Source organism: Deltaproteobacteria bacterium HGW-Deltaproteobacteria-6, assembly GCA_002840435.1.
In the GTDB taxonomy this organism is placed as follows: Bacteria; Desulfobacterota; Syntrophia; order Syntrophales; family Smithellaceae; genus UBA8904.
The window spans coordinates 326,854-343,829 of the sequence record PHAT01000003.1 but is presented as its reverse complement, the minus strand read 5'-3'; the positions used below and the strand labels follow the sequence as shown (position 1 = coordinate 343,829).

Below are 16,976 nucleotides of genomic sequence, written 5' to 3'. Positions count from 1 at the left end.
GGGCAAAAAATAACTTTGAACTCGTTTTTGACGTTTAAAAATACTTCTTGAAAATCAGCTAATTATAAATTACCGTAGCGGCAAAAGGTCCTTATTATCTGCAAATACCGCAGCGGTTATTTATGGTTTTTTTGTGAAATGCAGTCAAAAATATTTGTTTTTGATGGAGGTTCGCAAATGAATCAAATTTTACCTCAGTTCCAAAAATACTTGGCTGAGCTAAAGCTTGCGCCGGAAAACCAGATTCCTTTCTTCGCCGGATGGGCAAGCAGGTTCATTCGTTTTTCCAATGGGCGGCATGATAGTCCATCTGATCTGAAAATTCAATTATTTCTTAAAGAACTAAATCGGGGAGACATTAAAGAAAAAGGAGCCAGCCCAAAACAGGCTAACTCCTTGATTTATCTGGTGCGCCCAGGAAGATTCGAACTTCCGACATCCAGATTCGTAGTCTGGCGCTCTATCCAGCTGAGCCATGGGCGCATTTTTTCAAATGACGAGCGAGCCCTATAGCACATAATTATCCTTGTGGCAAAGTTAAAATATATGAGGGGCTATTTATTGTTACAAGAGTATTTAAGCAATGAATTTAATATTTTGACTGATAAATGACCTCGGTCATGCCCCGGATGGAATTGGTCAGAATGATCTTGTCTGCTTTTTCCACATCGCTTGCCTGTAGAACTTTTTCCCGGGCGTTGAGCTTCTTGATCGTCCGCTGCCTCATAATACCGTTTAATAAGCCGCAGGAAAGCGGCGGCGTGTACCAGTGGCCTTTGACCGAGACAAAGATATTGGATATCGCGCCTTCGGTGATTTCATCTTTTTTATTGCGGAAAAGAACATCGAAATAACCCTGCGCCGAATATTTTTTAAACTCTTCATCGTACAGCGTCCGCCTTGTTGTTTTGTGATATAAAAAAGGATCGCCTGAGTTTGTTTTATGCCTGGAAACGGCGATAAGCTGGTGGGCGGGGCGTGGAGGAACCGGTTGATGTTGAATCATGATGTTCCCCCCGGTTTCCAATAACAGACGCAGGCGGATGCTGCCGGTCAGCTTTTCCACATAGCTGTTCAAGGCAGCCCTGATTCCTTTAACGGAGCAAGGGATGGAGAAAAATTCAGCCGAAGATTTTAAACGCTGCAAATGCCGGTTCAAATATTGAATTTTTCCATTCGTGAAAAGCATGGTTTCAATCAGCGCAAATTCCGGCATATTGTTGATCAGGAATTTTGCCTTGAGCCGGCATTCCGCGAATTCTTCTTCCGGTCGGGAATCATCAACAATACCCCCGCCGATTCCCATGCGGGCCCGATATTGATTGTCCTGCTGATATTGAAGATCGATGGTCCGGATGGCCACGTTAAAAACAGCCTGCCCGTCCGGGGCAAAATAACCAATGGCGCCTGTATAAATATCCCGCGGCTCTTTTTCCAGTATCCGGATAATTTTCATGCTTTGAATCTTGGGCGCGCCGGTGACGGAACCGCAGGGGAACAGGCTTTTGACCAAGTCGAATATTCCAAGCCCCGGCTGCAATTTTCCGGTGACGGTGGAGGTCATCTGCAATAACGTTTCATATTTTTCCACTTCGAAAAGTTTTTTTACTTTAACCTGCCCGGGCAAACAAATCCGGCCCAGATCATTTCTGAGCAAATCAACAATCATGACATTTTCACTGGTGTTTTTCATGTCGTATCGCAGCCAGTGTGCGGAAGCCGAAAGCGGCGCGGTGCCTTTCATTGGTTTGACCATGATGTTCTGCTTCGCATCGATGCGGAAAAAAAGTTCGGGTGACAGGGAAATGATGGCGTTGCCGTCATAATTGATGAGGGCCGAATAAGAAACCCGTTGATTTTTTTTCAGCCGGTCATAAAAATCAAAGATGCTGCCGATAAAATTAAAATCATAGCGGGACGTGTAGTTGATCTGATACGTTTCACCGCAGGCAATACGGTTTTTGATTATTTTAATCGCTTGTTCGTATTGCGGATAGTTGATGGCCAGTCGGGGTTCTGATAAATAGTAATCCATGTTTTCATTTTCAGAAGAAAAAGGCAGTCGCCGGACCGGTTCCTTATAAACACCGAACCAGATCAGCGGATAGTCGTATTTCGGGCAGTGTGAATTTAAGATTTCTTCGATAAAGTATCCCAGTTCGTAGGAAAAGAAACCGGCCAGGTAATAACCTTTCTGCCGGTAGATTTCCATTTGCCGGAAACACCTTGGCAGGTCCGCCGGCTTTTTGCAGGTAATAATTTTTACCGGGTCCGCAAACAGGAAGTTTTGCGAATTCTCCTTATCCTTGCGGAGTGTTTCCAGGATGACAATGTTTTTATTCAAATTCATAACGGATCTTTATCGGTTGTTAAAATATCAAACATTCATCTTTGAGTTAATGAAAACCATTCGGCGCCGCAAAAAACACATCAGCGGCTCAACTAACCCGCTTTCTGTTGCTTTGCAAATATTTTATGCCAATCACATCTTTTTTTATTTCCGTCATGTCGTGAAATCCTTTAGATGGACCGCGGCAGCGGCTGTTTAATTTTAATCTTCTTGACCCTTCGCCGCCATTTTTACTATAATCATCAGCAATTAAAATTAGCTGGTTCCTATCCAACAAAGCCGGATATGCCGGAGTATTGAAGCATCATGGATGGCTGAGGATGATGCGTGCCAGGCCTTTTCAACCATTTAAAGAAGTGTGCTTATATCCATTACTTTATCGAAAATTCTGATCATCATCCGATAAAGGCAACGAATCGTACAAAGCGAGGATAGATATGCCGGATCAAAATAGAATGCGGGCGGTTGTTTTTGACGCCTCTCTCCGCGTTGTTGACGATTATCCGGTGCCTGAGCTTCGTCCAGGTTGGGCAAGAATCCATATTCAAACGGCGGGGATCTGCAAAACGGATTTGGAGTTAATAAAAGGCTACCGGGGATTTAAAGGAGTGCTCGGCCACGAATTTATCGGCGTGGTGGAAGCCTGCGGCCAGAAAGGCTGGATCGGAAAAAAAGTGGTTGGTGAAATCAATGCCGCCTGCGGACATTGTGAGTGGTGTCGTAAGGGATTGGGGCATCATTGTCCGGCGAGGACAACGCTGGGCATCATGAATCACGACGGGTGCATGGCCGATTATTGCATCTTGCCTGTCAGCAATTTAATTGAAATCCCCCCGGATGTTTCCGACGACCGGGCGGTGTTTACAGAACCGCTGTCCGCGGCGTGCGAAATCATTGAACAGCTGCCGCTTACCGGAACGGAACGCGCCGTTGTCCTGGGCGACGGACGGTTGGGCATTCTCTGCGCGTGGGCGTTGTCTACCGTTTTATCCGATGTTACCCTGGTTGGGCATCACCCGGAAAAGCTGCAAATAGCGAAGTGGCGGCATATTCAAACCGCTACCGACCCGGCAGGTGTCAGTGAAGGGGCAGATATTGTTGTGGATGCCACCGGCTCGGCGACCGGATTGAATGATGCAATCAGGCTCTGCCGTCCCCGCGGCACCATTGTCCTGAAAACAACCATTGCCAACCAGTGCGATATTAACCTTGCGCCGGTGGTCGTAAACGAAATCAATATTATCGGATCAAGATGCGGACAGTTCCGGGACGGGATAAAAATGCTGCAAGGCTATCCGGATATGCCGCTTACGCGGCTCATCACGGATCGATACCCTATTGCAGGAGCCCTTGCGGCCTTTGATCGCGCAACCCGACCCGATGCCATAAAGGTCTTGCTGCAGATCAATGCTTTGCCGGAATTTTCAAGAGAGGTCATCTGAAAAACGGTTTTGTTTATGATGACCACTTTGGAGGATGACGTTAATATTTGAGCGAACCTGCCTTTTTCATAAATTCAGGATCGTTTTCCAGCTCTTTGGCAAGTTCCTGAATCTCTTTTTGCACGGCCGGCGAAAAGGTTTTAAAGGCGCCTTCCGATCCGGATATATTGCCCGCTTCAACATGTTTGGAAGCATTTGAACCGCTTTCCTGCATGATCATCAGAACTATTTTTTCGAGTCTCTTTCGGGCATAAAGCGGAAATTGAGAAAGGTTCTTTTCCGCCTGTAATGCGGCGGGATTTTTTGATGCATAATCAGCCCGTGCCCCCGGATCGGCAAAAAATTCTTTTAACATGGACATCGTTGCTTCGTGCATCTTGTCTTGCGCAGAGGCCATGTTTGAAAAGAAAACGAACGAAAATATGGCAACTCCCATGATCGTCAAATGTTTTAATTTCATAAGGCACCAATTTTTAAGAAACCTTCAAGATTTGCTGACATGTTAACAGGAATTGACTAACCTTTTCTTCTTTCAGCGGCCTCGATTTCATCCAGGACAACCTCCAGGTCTTCCGCCTTTTCAATGACGACGGTGGAGTCGTCCGAAAGGCCTGTCCGACCCGTCTTCCCGGTGGTGGATTCTTTTTTGCGCAGTTTGATTTCCCAGGAATCACCCGATGAGGCCACCATCCAGTTGTTGAGGTCAAATTGAACATCCCGCACGTGGGGCAGTGCCACAATTTCCCTCACAATGATTTCAATTTCCTTGGGAGAAAAGTCCCCGCCCAGTCTGACGAGGTCTCCGTTGAGATAGACGGTACTGCCCATAAAGGAATAGTCTATTCTTGTCATATCCACATCGTGACGGGTGATGACCATCCTCACGTTGCGGTTGACTTCATACCGGGATACTTTTTCGTCCTGACTCATAAGCCGATTTCACCTTTGCCGATGCCTTAAGATCTTGTAACCATTGCCGGTTGCCATAAGCTGCGTGGCCGATCCGGTTGGGAGTAAAGTAAAAATTATGTCGCAATTCCGATAAATGAAATTTCTTTTAAGAAAATTTCGAAAAATCAGGTTTGCGCCGCTCAAAGAATGCAGCAAATGCTTCTTTGGCTTCCGGCGACTGGAGCATGGCGCTGAAGTCATTGTTTTCTTCGATCATCTGAGCGATGACTGCATCGGCATGACGGGCCTTCATTAAACGTTTGGTTGTGCGCAGGGATGATGCCGGAAGAATGACCAGCTTTGCCGCCTGCGCGTAAGCATAACTCATCAGATCCGCCGATGGCAGCACTTTATTAACCAGCCCCATATCAAAGGCCTGTTCGGCGGAAAAAGATTCTCCGAAAAACAGCAATTCGGCCGCGCGGGTATGACCGATCATTTCCGGCAGCAATTTGCTGGAGCCGAATTCCGGGCACAACCCCAGCTTGGCAAACGGCATCGAAAACTTCGTGTGTTCGGCCGCGTAAATCTGATCACAATGCAGCAGCATGGTCACGCCGATGCCGATGGCCATTCCGGAGACGGCGGCAATCACCGGCTTGGCAGCCCCGCTGAGATTGCGTAGAAACTGCGCCACCGGCCGTTCTCCGACGTGTTCTTTGGCGTTCATGAAATCCTCCAGGTCGTTCCCTGCGGAAAACATCTCGGGCTGGCCACAAAACAGGATGACACGCACGGCCGGATCTTTTTCGCCGTCCGCAATGGCATCGGCCATCATTTGATACATGTCTGACGTGATCGAGTTTTTCTTGTCCGGACGGTTGAATTCAATAGTGAGGATTCCGCTGTTTTTGCTTGTTTTGATGTCCATATTTTCTCCTTCATAGGTTAATTCTAATGGGTGTGCGGATGGTGTTTGTCTCCGGCTGTCTGGCATAAAAGTTTTCCGCCATTGCAGCTGTTGCTTTCAAACTGCAGGGTCGGATGATTAATTTTAAATTCTGCGGCAAGCATGGTGCGGACCTTCACGGCCAGTTCATCAACGCTTCCCAGCATCTGATCCGGGACGGTAATGTGCACGGCCAGGGCAATGCTGTCGGCAGACGGGTTCCAGACATGCAGGTCATGAATATCCGTGACGCCGTCAAGGGATTCCAGTGACTTTTGAATTTCTCCCAAATCGATTCCCGGCGGCGTCGCATTCATCAAAATCAGAAAACTGTCCTTCAATAGACCCCATCCGCTGTATAAAATCATGGCGACAATCAACCAGGAAAACAAGGGATCGAGCCAGTACCAGGGTTTAAAGATCCACAGAATGCCGAGTGCGGCGACGCCCAGTGACGTCGCCGCATCAGCCAGCATATGCAGGAAAGCGCTTTTCATATTTAAATTGATTTTCGATCCGGCATGCAGCAAGAGAGCGGAAAGAATGTTGCCTGCGAAACCAAGCAGGGCAATCCAGATCACTATTTGTCCGGTAATGGGCTGCGGTTCAAGAAATCTCTGCCAGGCCTGTATGGCAATATAGAAAGCCGCGCCGTATAAAAGAGCAACGCTGATCAACGTGGCAAATATTTCCACGCGTTTATAGCCGAAGGTATGCTTTTCCGTCGGTCCGCGTTTTCCAATAATCAATGCCGCATAGTTGATGACGAGCGAAACAAAGTCGCTTAAATTATGCAGCGCATCGCTGATCAGCGCCATACTGCCCGATACTATGCCGCCGTAAATCTGCACCGCCGGAATGAGCAGATTCATGGCCATGGAAGCGAGCAGACGCCTGCCCCAGGATCCTTCCATGTTTTGATGATGGCTATGCTGATGTGTCGTCATTGCCGTTTCCGTTGAGGATGACCAGCGCCTGATCGATCGCACTATGGCTGCCGAAAATAATCAGTTGATCGGCCGTCTCGAGGATGAATTCGCTGGGCGGGTTGGTGATGGTCTGGTTATTGCGAATGATATTGATGATCAGGGCGCCGGATTGGGCTTTGAGATTGACTTCTCTGATGCTCCTCCCGATGATTGGATTTCCGGCGGCGATAAAATAGGTTTCAATCGTACCCTGAGCCAGAATCTGACTGATCTGGTCGAAGGCTTCCTGCGTGTAACGGACTTCACGGAAAACGCCGTATGATTTATTACGGATGATATTTCCCTGGGCTAAAATGATGCTGTTGGGAATGTGAAACATTTTGAGAACACGGCTGAAGATTTGGATGGACGTTTCAAATTCTTCGGGGATAACATCGTCGGCTCCCATGGCGAGCAGGTCTTCAATATCAGCCAGATACTTTGTCCGGACGATGACGTGCAGTCTTGGATTGATGGCCTTGGCGTTTGACAGGCAGCTTTTTGTGAGAAAACGGTCGGAGATGGCGATGACCATGACGCGCGCAGCCTCCACATTGGCGCGCCGTAGAATTTCTACACTTGCGGCATCGCCCCAGATCGTGTTTTTGTCTCCTTTGCTTTTCGATTTTTTAATTTTCTGAAAGTTCAGATCAATAATGACATAATTGATGGCGGTGTCTTTGAGCACGCGCACGAGATTTCTGCCGTTGAGTCCCATGCCGCAGATGATCACATGATTGGACACATGCGTACGCTCATCGGGTTTGATCTCCTGCGCCGGATCAAAAAAATTTTTTCGGGCCAGTAAATAGTAAACGAGGGAAACGAGCAGCGGTGTGACAATGAAAGTTAAAACGGACGCCCCGATAAAAGTCTGATAAATATCATTGGAGATAATATTGTTTTTGAACCCCTGAGAAGCGAGAACAAAAGAAAATTCACCGATCTGGGATAACAGAACACCGGAAAGCAACGCAATACGCAGAGGGTAACCCAGCAGTTTGACCAACCCGAAAACGATGGCTGCCTTAATCAGGATAATGATCAGAGAAATCAGAATAATATAGCCGGGGTTTGACCGCAGAAAATCCAGATTGAGGATCATGCCGAAAGAAACGAAGAACACGGACAGGAAAACATCCCGAAACGGGGTGATGTCACTGATAATCTGATGCGTGAAGTCCGTATCGGACAGAGCCAGACCCGCCAGGAAAGCGCCGATAGCCAGCGATAATCCCAGGGATTCCGTTACGCCGGCAATGCCCATCGCGATGACCACGGAGGCAATGACCAGGACGTCGCGCATATTCATGCTGACCAGGCGCTCCAGTAAGCGGGGGATGACATAGCGTGCCGCCGCCAGAATGACGACGATGATCAGGATGGATTTGACCAGTTTCCAGACAATCATCCAGACATCGGCTCCGCTGTTGCCGGCCAGGAAGGGGATAAGCAGCATCATCGGCACCACCATCACGTCCTGAAACAAAATGATGCCGATGGAAATTCTTCCCTGTGGAGCATTCTCATCGCTCCGGTCTTTCAGGATTTTTAAGATCAATGCCGAAGAGCTGTGCGCCAGAACAAAGCCAATGAAGACTGATTGACTGACGCTCAACTGCATTGCAAGCCCGATCGCCATGCCGACGGTAAAGGTGCAAAGGATTTGCATGCCGCCCGTCAGCAGAATTTCGGACAAATTTTTTAAAAAGCGGGAAAGCTGAATTTCAATGCCGATAGTGAAAAGCAGAAAAGCGACGCCGATTTCCGCCAGAAACTGAATACCCGCAGTGTCGTCGATCAGTTTGAGGCCGAATGGCCCGATGATAATGCCGGTGATCAGGAAGCCGATGATGGAAGGCAGTTTGATTTTGTTGAAGATGTAGATCACCGGGATCGAAAAGCCCAGAATAATGATCAATTGATGGAAAAATTTCAATCCGTCCATTGGTTTTCCTGATCGTTAAAAGTTGATCCGGAGGATCGCGCAGGCGATGCCCCCATCCCCATGAATTTAGGATATTCTTTTACATGTTTACCATTGATAACCATTTTTTCCAAGAAACATCATGCCGGGGTTTTAATTTCTATTGACAAAAAACATCAAACGAATTATTATGCAGAAAAATTAGTTATTTAATGGCATCAGGCGAATGATCATCAAAAAGCAAACGATAATTATTAACATGATAATTAGCTTCCCCATAGGAGGCCTGGCCGTGGAATAGCTGCATTTTTCCGTTAGCAAAATTCCCAACCGCTGCCAGGAAAACCCGGCAGCGGTTTTTTTTATTGTGAAACGGCAACCCGTGTTTGAAAGAGAGGATTAAATGACAAAGAACCAGATTTTGATTTACGATACAACGTTGCGTGACGGCACTCAGGGTGAACAGGTTACCTTCTCCGCTGAAGAAAAACTGCGCATCGCAAGGCGGTTGGACGAAGTTCACTTCCACTATATTGAAGGCGGCTGGCCCGGTTCCAATCCCAAAGACGTGCGATTTTTCGAAATGGCGAAGGCCGTGAAGTTTAAAAACGCTAAATTGACCGCGTTTGGCAGTACGCGCAAGGCCCATATTCGTCCGGAAGCCTGTCCGAACCTCAAAGCGTTAATCAAGGCCCAGACGCCGGCCGTGGCCATCTTCGGCAAATCCTGGGACCTGCACGTCACCGATATTCTGAAAATCAATCTGGAAGAAAATTTATCCATGATCCGTGATTCCATTGCCTACCTGAAATCCAAAGACAAGGAAGTGCTTTTTGATGCGGAACATTTTTTTGACGGTTATAAAAATAATCCCCGGTATGCCACCCGGGTTGTGAAAACCGCGTTGGATGCGGGCGCGGACAAGATTGTTTTCTGCGATACAAACGGCGGCACCATGCCTTATGAAATCAGTGATATTTTGAAAAAGATTTCTTCGGTTGTTCCTTCGGGTCAGGCCGGTATTCATGTGCACAATGACTGCGGACTGGCCGTTGCCAACTCCGTTGCGGCTGTCCTGGGAGGCGTGAAAATGGTCCAGGGAACCGTCAATGGCTATGGTGAACGGTGCGGAAATGCTGATTTGATTTCGGTGATCGGCAATCTGCAAATTAAAATGAAAATGAATTGTCTGCCGGCTGAATCGATTCGTCAGCTGACGAATCTGTCCCTGTTTATCAGCGACGTGGCCAATATTCCGCCCTTGATGTCGCGGCCTTTTGTGGGACGCAGCGCATTCGCGCATAAAGGCGGCGTGCATGTCAGTGCGGTGGCCAAAAACTCGCTGGCTTATGAGCACATGCAGCCCGAGCAGGTCGGCAACAGTCGGCGCGTACTGGTTTCCGATATGGCCGGCAAAAGCAATATTGCCTATAAAGCCAAGGCATTGGGGATCGATCTGGACAGGAAAAACGCTCTGGGCAAAGTTGTGCATCAGGTTAAGCTGATGGAAGACAAAGGCTATCAGTTCGATGCGGCCGACGGTTCTTTGTCCGTCCTGATGAAGAAAGCCATTGGTGAATTTGTTGAACCTTTTAATCTGGAGTGCTTCAGTGTGGTCACGCAGCGTACACTGGATAATCCCTGTCTTTCCCAGGCCACGATAAAAATATCCGTTAACGGCGAGGAGGAATTGACGGCAGCTGAAGGCAACGGTCCGGTCAATGCCCTGGATCACGCTTTGCGCAAGGCGCTGACTAAATTTTATCCGCAGATCAAGGAAATGCACCTGGTTGATTTTAAAGTTCGCACGCTGGAAGGTTCGGAGGGCACCGCGGCCGGCGTCCGCGTCCTGCTGGATTCGACAGACGGGTCCGAACTCTGGAGCACGACGGGCGTTTCTGAAAATATTATTGAAGCCAGCTGGCAGGCCCTGATCGATAGTATCGAATACAAGCTCAGCAAGGACAAGAAAAAGAGATAATTTTTTCTTTCGCGAAAGCCGTTTACGGCCATTGCTAAATCTCCGAAATACTGATATAAATAAAGAGATGAAAAGAGCAACTGGAAGACTGGAGCCAGACGGTGCTGTCGATTAACGGCCAGAATCCGCAAATGCGCCTTATTAAGAAGGCAGCGGATGTATTGAGGGATGGCGGCGTAATCATCTATCCCACAGATACGGTTTATGGATTGGGCTGTGATTTATCCAATAAAAGAGGCATCGAAAGAATTTATGAAATTAAAAGAAGAAACAAGAAACGCCCTTTAAGTTTTGTCTGCTCCGATCTGAAGCATATTAGCCAGTACGCCATGGTTACGGATTATGCCTATAAAACCATGAAACGGTTTTTGCCCGGGCCTTACACGTTCATCCTGGAAGCATCGCGTCTTGTCCCGAAGATGATTTTACCGAAAAGGCCGACCACCGGCATCCGCGTGCCGGACAATGAAATTTGTCTGGCTTTAATACGTGAGCTCGGTCAGCCGATTATCAGTACCAGCGTGCAGACTGAGGACGGAGAAGATCTCGGCAATCCGGCGATCATTAACGAATACTTCGGACGGATTGTCGATTTAATTATTGACGGCGGGACGATTGTTCCCGAGCCGTCCAGTGTCATCAGCCTGGTTGATGACGCCATCGAACTGATTAGAATTGGTAAAGGCGACGTAAGCGCCTTTAAATAAATATACAAGGTTGTACCGCGCGGGTTTCAGTGCTGGCCGGACAGATGGTCCCTCCCCGTGAGCCCGTGATGATGGATGCAGCCGAAAAGGACAGATATGAAACATATTATGCTCGTTAACGCCGTGCACAAGGAACAGATGCGCATGGCCACGGTTGACGAAAAAGGCAAGCTGATTGAATTCAATATTCAAATGGCTGTGCGCGAACCGATCAACGGAAACATTTACAAAGGCAAGGTGCTGAAAGTCGAACGGGGTTTGCAGGCGGCCTTTGTCGATTATGGCGGCGTCAAGGACGGCTTCTTGCCGCTGCGGGACGTCAGTCCTGAATATTTGACCGAAATCGAAAATGGTCAGCAAGGCGGCAAACCGGTTCTCAAATCCGGTCAGGAAATTATCGTACAGGTTGTCCGGGAAGTCATCGGCAACAAAGGCGCGCTGCTGACATCCTATATTTCCTTACCCGGAAGATATCTTGTTTTACTCCCCAATAAACTCTGTGGCGGTATATCGCGCAAAATAGAGAGCGAAGAAGACCGGCAGAAAATCAAATCGTTAATGGAACAAATCAAAGTTCCCGAAGATATGGGCTTTATCGTCCGGACGGCCGGCATTAACCGCACCAAGCCGGAAATACAGCGCGACTATCAGTTTCTCATGCGCTTGTGGAAGGAAATTTACAAAAAAGCCGAAAGCGTCGCGGCGCCTTATTTTCTTTACCAGGAAACGGACTTCGGCGTACGTTCGCTCAGAGACTACCTGACGTTGGAGATTGACGAAATTCTGGTCGATGAGGTCGAGACCTTCCGGAAAATGCGCGCCTATTTGAAAGCGGTCGCTCCCCGCCATTTGCGCATCTTGAAAAATTACAAGGATAAAGTCCCCATTTTTGAACGCTATGAACTGGAAGAACAAATCCGTGTGATCTACCAGGAGCGCGTGGAACTGAAATCCGGCGGGTACATCATCATCAATCCCACGGAAGCCATGATTACCATCGACGTCAATTCCGGCCGCGGATCCAATAAACGAAATATCGAAGAAACGGCCTTCAAAACCAATGTCGACGCCTGTGATGAAATCGCGCGTCAGTTGCGCCTGCGCGACCTGGGCGGTTTAATTGTGATCGATTTTATCGACATGATTGATAAAAAGCACATTGCGGAAGTGGAAAAAGCATTTAAAAAAGCGCTCAGCATGGATCGCGCCAGAATTCAGCTTTCCCGCATTTCCAAGTTCGGTCTGTTGGAATTGTCCCGTCAAAAGAAGCAATCCACCATTCAGGAGATCAGTTACATCACCTGTCCGTATTGCAAGGGCAGCGGACTTCGGCCTTCTCTGGAATACGCGTCTCTGGGGGCTTTTCGTAAAATCGAATCGGAAGCAGTCAAGGGCATTTACTCAGAGTTGAAGATCAGCCTGCCGCATGAAATCGCTTTATACATTCTGAACAATAAGAGAAGCGAACTGATGAAGCTGGAAGCGAATTTCGGCGTCTGTCTCTACATTGAAGGAAAACCGGATATGGCGTGGGACAAACTCGAAATTCAGCAATCCATAAAAGAACAAACGCTGGAAGCAAATGCCACGCAGGATGTTTCTCTGCTGAAACTGGCGGAAGATACGGATACAGATACGGATGCGGACGCGGATCTTGATCTGGTTGCCGTTGCGCCTTGCGCCGTGCCTGCGGATGCGGGAACGGCTTCTGCAGAAGATACGCCTAAAAAGAAAAGCCGCCGCCGTCCGCGGCACAGGAAAAAGAAAAGCGCGGCGGTTACAACGGAAGGCGCCGTTCCGGATGAGGCCGTTGATGATCCTCCGCCTCCTGCTTTGCCGCCGCCGGTGCCTCGCGCGCAGTCTCCCCGGTTTCCCGTAAAGCCGTTGAAGATTGTCACCGCCCTGCCGGATGAGTTTTATCCCGTGGAGCTGAGCGGCGATATATTTGCTCCGGAACCGGAGCAGGATGAACCGGGAGAAGATAACGGAGATCGTTAAATGCCGGCATCGTTCAAGCGATGTTCTGTTGCCACGGCGTAAAAGGATGTGTATCCATGATTGATGAGATTATGAAAGGACTTTATCGGATAGTCGTGCCTCTGCCGAAAAGCCCGCTCAAGGAACTGAATTCCTATGTTATCAAAGGCGCAGAACGCAATCTGATCATCGATACCGGATTCAATCGCAGTGTTTGCTATGAAGCGATGCAGAAGGGCGTGGCCGAACTCGGACTTGATTTGAACAAGACGGATTTTATGCTGACCCACATGCACGCCGATCATACGGGGCTTGTGCTGCGCCTGGCATCGGAAACAAGCAAAATATTTTTCAGCCGGATTGATTCGCTGGTTTTTGACGACGATAAGAGCTGGCAGCCCCTGATCGATTTTGCCGAAATCAACGGGTTTCCGGCTGACGAATTACAGAAAGCGCTCGCCAGCCATCCCGGCTTCAAATACAGTCCTGAAAAAAAACCTGTTTTTACATTAATTGACGACGGCACAGTGATCGAATGCGGCGATTACCGTCTGCAATGCGTGGCCACGCCGGGACATACGCAGGGGCATATCTGTCTGTACGAAAAAGATAAGAAGCTCTTCTTTTCCGGCGATCATGTCCTTTTTGATATCACACCGCATATTGAATCATGGGCCTACACCACGAATTCTCTTGCCGATTATATGGCCAGTCTGGACAAAGTGTCTGATTTGCCGGTCGTCCTTGTTTTACCCGGACACAGAAATTTCTTTAATGATCTGAAAGGCAGAATTGATGCATTGAAACTTCATCATCGTGAGCGCGCCGATGAAGTCCTGGAAGTCCTGGGAAACGCATCGCTGAACGCTTATGAAATTGCCGCAGGCATGACCTGGGATATTGATTGCGAACGATGGGAGGACTTTCCCATCGCCCAGAAATGGTTTGCCACCGGTGAAGCCATCGCCCATTTACGCTACCTGGAAGGCGAAGGCAGGATCACCAGAAACGCCAGTCAGAAGATTGTCACCTTCCAGGCCATCCGCAGCTAACACCATTGCTGATTTTTCCGGCCGGTCTCCAGGACCTTTACAACATAAAAAAAGAGGTGCAATGAACGGCCCGAAGTTGTTCATTGCACCCCGCTGATCGATCCGGTTGGTTCAGAACCGGGCCTTAGAAAAATATCATGGCCAGCGCTTCTGCAATACAGGCCGGCTTCTCCTGTCCTTCAATCTCGATGGTGTGCGTTTGCGTCACCAGCAATCGGTTGCCCGGCTTTTCTTCCAGTGCGGAAAGAACGATCCGGTCACGAATTTTCGATCCGGAAATCACGGGATTGAGAAAGCGCACCTTGTCCAGACCGTAGTTGATCGACATTTGTGAACCTTCAAATTTCAGCGGCACCTGATAGCTGAAAAACGGCAGATGGGACAGCGTCAGAAAACCATGCGCGATGGTTTTACCGAAAGGTCCCTTGGCGGCTTTTTCCGGGTCCACATGAATCCACTGATGATCTTTTGTGCTGTCGGCAAATTGATTAATCTGCTCCTGGGTCACCTGAGTCCAATCAGAAACAAATACTTCTTTCCCGATATATTTTCCCATATCCTGCAATACTGATGCGATAGACATATACAATTACCCCCTTCAGCTTATGATTACTGTTCCATAACCTTTTTACGGTATTTCGGCAATGGCGGATTATTCAAGGGCCGCGTTCACCCTGGCCTGTGCCGCCTTCGCTTCTTTCACGATTCTTTCAAAGAGTTCCGCGACGGTCGGCTGATCGTGAATCAATCCTTGTACCTGCCCCACCGGCAGCACGCCCGTTTTCGAATCGCCTTCTTCGGTGGCAACTTTAATCGCTTTGAAAGCGTTGGCCATGTAGGCGAGCTGTTTGGCATTGGAATAACCGGAAAGCAGAACACCGATGAAAAGTTTAAAGTAGGGAACGCCCACCTGACGGGCGATTTCCTGTGAGTTAAAGAAAGCTCCCGGCCAGCTCAAACCTTTTTTAATTGCCTGTTTGGCCGCATCCGTTTTCATGACCCGGCATAAAATGCCGTCAAAGCGCTTGGAAAACAACGTGTCATAAACTTCTTTTTCCTGCGTCATTTTTTTGTAGTTTTCATGCAGGGGACTTTCCTTGGTCGTCATCAGCCTTGTTCCCATGGCCACGCCTTCCGCGCCCAGAGCAAGTGCCGCGGCGATTCCCCGGCCGTCTGCAAAACCGCCGGCGGCAATTACCGGAATTTTCAGATTTTCGGCCAGATGCGGAATCAAAACCAGCGATGTGACATCTTCACCATGCGCCGCTGCTTCCTGGCCGGTGGCGATTACCGCGTCCGTGCCGAAATCCTGCGCGCGCCTGGCATGTTTCAAGTTGACTACCGTGGCAAAAACCTTTCCGCCGTATTTGTGCGCTTCCTTCACAATCCAGTCGCCTTTGCCCAGCGCAAAGTTGATGACGGGAACTTTTTCCTGCAGGAGGACTTTCGCGTTTTCCGCCGCGCCCGGAAACATCAGCGACGCATTGGCGCCAAACGGCTTATCCGTCAGCTTGCGGATTTCGCGAATGGATTCTCTGGTTTGTGCACTGGACAAAGGCCCTGTTGCCAGAATGCCCAGCCCTCCGGCATTAGATACCGCCGCGACCATTTTCGGCGTGCTGATCCAGCTCATGCCGGACAGGACAATCGGATACTTGATGCCGACCATTTCCGTTAATCTTGTTTTCATAGTTGCTCCTTATATAGTTAAGTTCTTTTAAGTCTTTCTGTTTCAGTTTCCACAAAGTTTTGCAGCCCTCGCCGACAGTTCTTTCGCTTCGGCCGCCATTCTTTCCAGCAGTTCGGCACAGGTGGGAATATCATTAATCAGACCGATGGACTGACCGACCATGAGCGGCGCGTAATTGACGTCGCCTTTTTCCCATGCTTCCTTTACTTTCTGGCCGGACAAAAGCGGGATCAGTTCATCGAAGCCGCCGTGTCTGGCTTCAATGGCCAGCACTTCTTCAATGACCTTGGATTTTAAACCGCGTCCCTGCAGACCGATGGATTTGCCGTAAATCACCGTGTCCATTTCCTGCCGACGGATGAGTTCCTGTTTGATGTTATCATGCACTTCGCATTCCTTTGTGGCGATAAAGCGGCTGGCCATCATCACACCCTCAGCACCCAGCGCAAGAGCCCCGGCCATTGTCCGTCCGTCCGCGATGCCGCCGACCGTCACCACGGGAATTTTAACCGACGTGGCAATGCGCGGTGTGAGCACCATGGAGGTGACATCATCATTCAGAGGATGACCGCCTTCTTCAATACCTGCCGCGTAAATGCCGTCAAAGCCTATTTTTTCCGCATGCAGGGCGTGACGCAGCGCACCGACTTTGTGAAACATTTTCACGCCGGCATTTTTAAGCAGTTCAACTGCTTCCATGCCCGCGACCTTATCCAGTGGTGTGCCCGAAAATTCAATGCCGGCCACCTTTTCCTCGGCGCAGACTTTAACATACATTTTATGGTGTTCCGGGGTGATTCTGACCGACGGCAAAAGCGTGATCGCTACAAAGAAAGGCTTATCGGTGAGCTGGCGTGTTTCCCGGATGGCCGCGCGGAATTCTTCCGCCGTTTCATAATTGCCGGCGGTCAGATTGCCGATGCCGCCCGCGTTGGAAACCGCCGCGCACATTTTCGGTTTGCAAAGCCACATCATGGCTCCGCAGATAATCGGGTACTTCACGCCAAACATTTCCGTAATTGCTGTTTTAAACATAGTGCCT

At 48.9% G+C, this 16,976-nt stretch carries 15 protein-coding genes and 1 tRNA gene; 6 read left to right on the top strand and 10 right to left on the bottom strand.

The annotated features are described in order from the left end of the window. Positions 1-406 precede the first annotated feature (406 nt). Together CVU71_08295 and CVU71_08290 are read right to left on the bottom strand one after the other, a co-directional pair. A tRNA-Arg gene (locus tag CVU71_08295) sits at positions 407-483 on the bottom strand. A gap of 106 nt (positions 484-589) precedes the next feature. Next, positions 590-2,350 (bottom strand): aminodeoxychorismate synthase, component I, encoded by a 1,761-nt coding sequence (locus CVU71_08290; protein PKN19493.1) that lies wholly within the window; start codon positions 2,348-2,350, stop codon positions 590-592. On the opposite strand from CVU71_08290, the gene CVU71_08285 reads away from it, so the two are divergent. Next, positions 2,331-2,549, top strand: a complete 219-nt coding sequence (locus CVU71_08285; GenBank protein ID PKN19492.1) for a hypothetical protein — start codon at positions 2,331-2,333, stop codon at positions 2,547-2,549. The two genes, CVU71_08290 and CVU71_08285, sit on opposite strands and share 20 nt — an antisense overlap. Before the next feature lie 256 nt (positions 2,550-2,805). Continuing rightward, positions 2,806-3,792 carry an alcohol dehydrogenase gene (locus CVU71_08280; protein PKN19538.1) on the top strand — a complete coding sequence of 329 codons (987 nt, stop codon included), beginning with the start codon at positions 2,806-2,808 and terminating at the stop codon, positions 3,790-3,792. A gap of 40 nt (positions 3,793-3,832) precedes the next feature. On the opposite strand, the gene CVU71_08275 is transcribed toward CVU71_08280, so the two are convergent. The 5 genes from CVU71_08275 to CVU71_08255 all read right to left on the bottom strand — a co-directional run bounded on the left by CVU71_08275 (position 3,833) and on the right by CVU71_08255 (position 8,548). Next, the gene (locus CVU71_08275) at positions 3,833-4,252 is read right to left on the bottom strand and encodes a hypothetical protein (protein PKN19491.1); all 420 of its coding nucleotides are present in this window, start codon (positions 4,250-4,252) and stop codon (positions 3,833-3,835) included. A 56-nt stretch (positions 4,253-4,308) separates the two neighbouring features. Then, on the bottom strand, positions 4,309-4,722 hold the full coding sequence (locus tag CVU71_08270; protein ID PKN19490.1) for a hypothetical protein: 414 nt from the start codon (positions 4,720-4,722) through the stop codon (positions 4,309-4,311). A 127-nt stretch (positions 4,723-4,849) separates the two neighbouring features. After that, positions 4,850-5,614, bottom strand: a complete 765-nt coding sequence (locus CVU71_08265) for an enoyl-CoA hydratase (GenBank protein ID PKN19489.1) — start codon at positions 5,612-5,614, stop codon at positions 4,850-4,852. A gap of 23 nt (positions 5,615-5,637) precedes the next feature. Next, positions 5,638-6,579, bottom strand: coding sequence for a cation transporter (locus CVU71_08260; protein ID PKN19488.1), 942 nt, complete (start codon positions 6,577-6,579; stop codon positions 5,638-5,640). Beyond that, on the bottom strand, positions 6,560-8,548 hold the full coding sequence (locus tag CVU71_08255; GenBank protein ID PKN19487.1) for a hypothetical protein: 1,989 nt from the start codon (positions 8,546-8,548) through the stop codon (positions 6,560-6,562). The genes CVU71_08260 and CVU71_08255 overlap by 20 nt, the downstream gene beginning before the upstream one ends. Positions 8,549-8,930: 382 nt before the next feature. Here CVU71_08255 and CVU71_08250 point away from each other — a divergent pair, with 382 nt between their 5' ends. From CVU71_08250 to CVU71_08235, 4 genes are all read left to right on the top strand, one after another. Then, a complete protein-coding gene (locus CVU71_08250; protein ID PKN19486.1) occupies positions 8,931-10,508 on the top strand; it encodes a citramalate synthase in 1,578 nt (525 codons plus the stop codon). Positions 10,509-10,639: 131 nt separating this feature from the next. Continuing rightward, a complete protein-coding gene (locus CVU71_08245; protein PKN19537.1) occupies positions 10,640-11,215 on the top strand; it encodes a threonylcarbamoyl-AMP synthase in 576 nt (191 codons plus the stop codon). Positions 11,216-11,311: 96 nt separating this feature from the next. Beyond that, the gene (locus tag CVU71_08240; protein ID PKN19485.1) at positions 11,312-13,213 is read left to right on the top strand and encodes a ribonuclease; all 1,902 of its coding nucleotides are present in this window, start codon (positions 11,312-11,314) and stop codon (positions 13,211-13,213) included. A gap of 56 nt (positions 13,214-13,269) precedes the next feature. Further along, positions 13,270-14,244 (top strand): MBL fold metallo-hydrolase, encoded by a 975-nt coding sequence (locus CVU71_08235; protein PKN19484.1) that lies wholly within the window; start codon positions 13,270-13,272, stop codon positions 14,242-14,244. A gap of 124 nt (positions 14,245-14,368) precedes the next feature. On the opposite strand, the gene CVU71_08230 is transcribed toward CVU71_08235, so the two are convergent. The 3 genes from CVU71_08230 to CVU71_08220 all read right to left on the bottom strand — a co-directional run bounded on the left by CVU71_08230 (position 14,369) and on the right by CVU71_08220 (position 16,969). After that, positions 14,369-14,827, bottom strand: coding sequence for an enoyl-CoA hydratase (locus CVU71_08230; protein PKN19483.1), 459 nt, complete (start codon positions 14,825-14,827; stop codon positions 14,369-14,371). A gap of 69 nt (positions 14,828-14,896) precedes the next feature. Beyond that, positions 14,897-15,934: an enoyl-ACP reductase gene (locus tag CVU71_08225; protein PKN19482.1), complete on the bottom strand. Its 1,038-nt coding sequence runs from the start codon at positions 15,932-15,934 to the stop codon at positions 14,897-14,899. A 42-nt stretch (positions 15,935-15,976) separates the two neighbouring features. After that, the gene (locus CVU71_08220; GenBank protein PKN19481.1) at positions 15,977-16,969 is read right to left on the bottom strand and encodes a nitronate monooxygenase; all 993 of its coding nucleotides are present in this window, start codon (positions 16,967-16,969) and stop codon (positions 15,977-15,979) included. Positions 16,970-16,976: the final 7 nt, after the last annotated feature.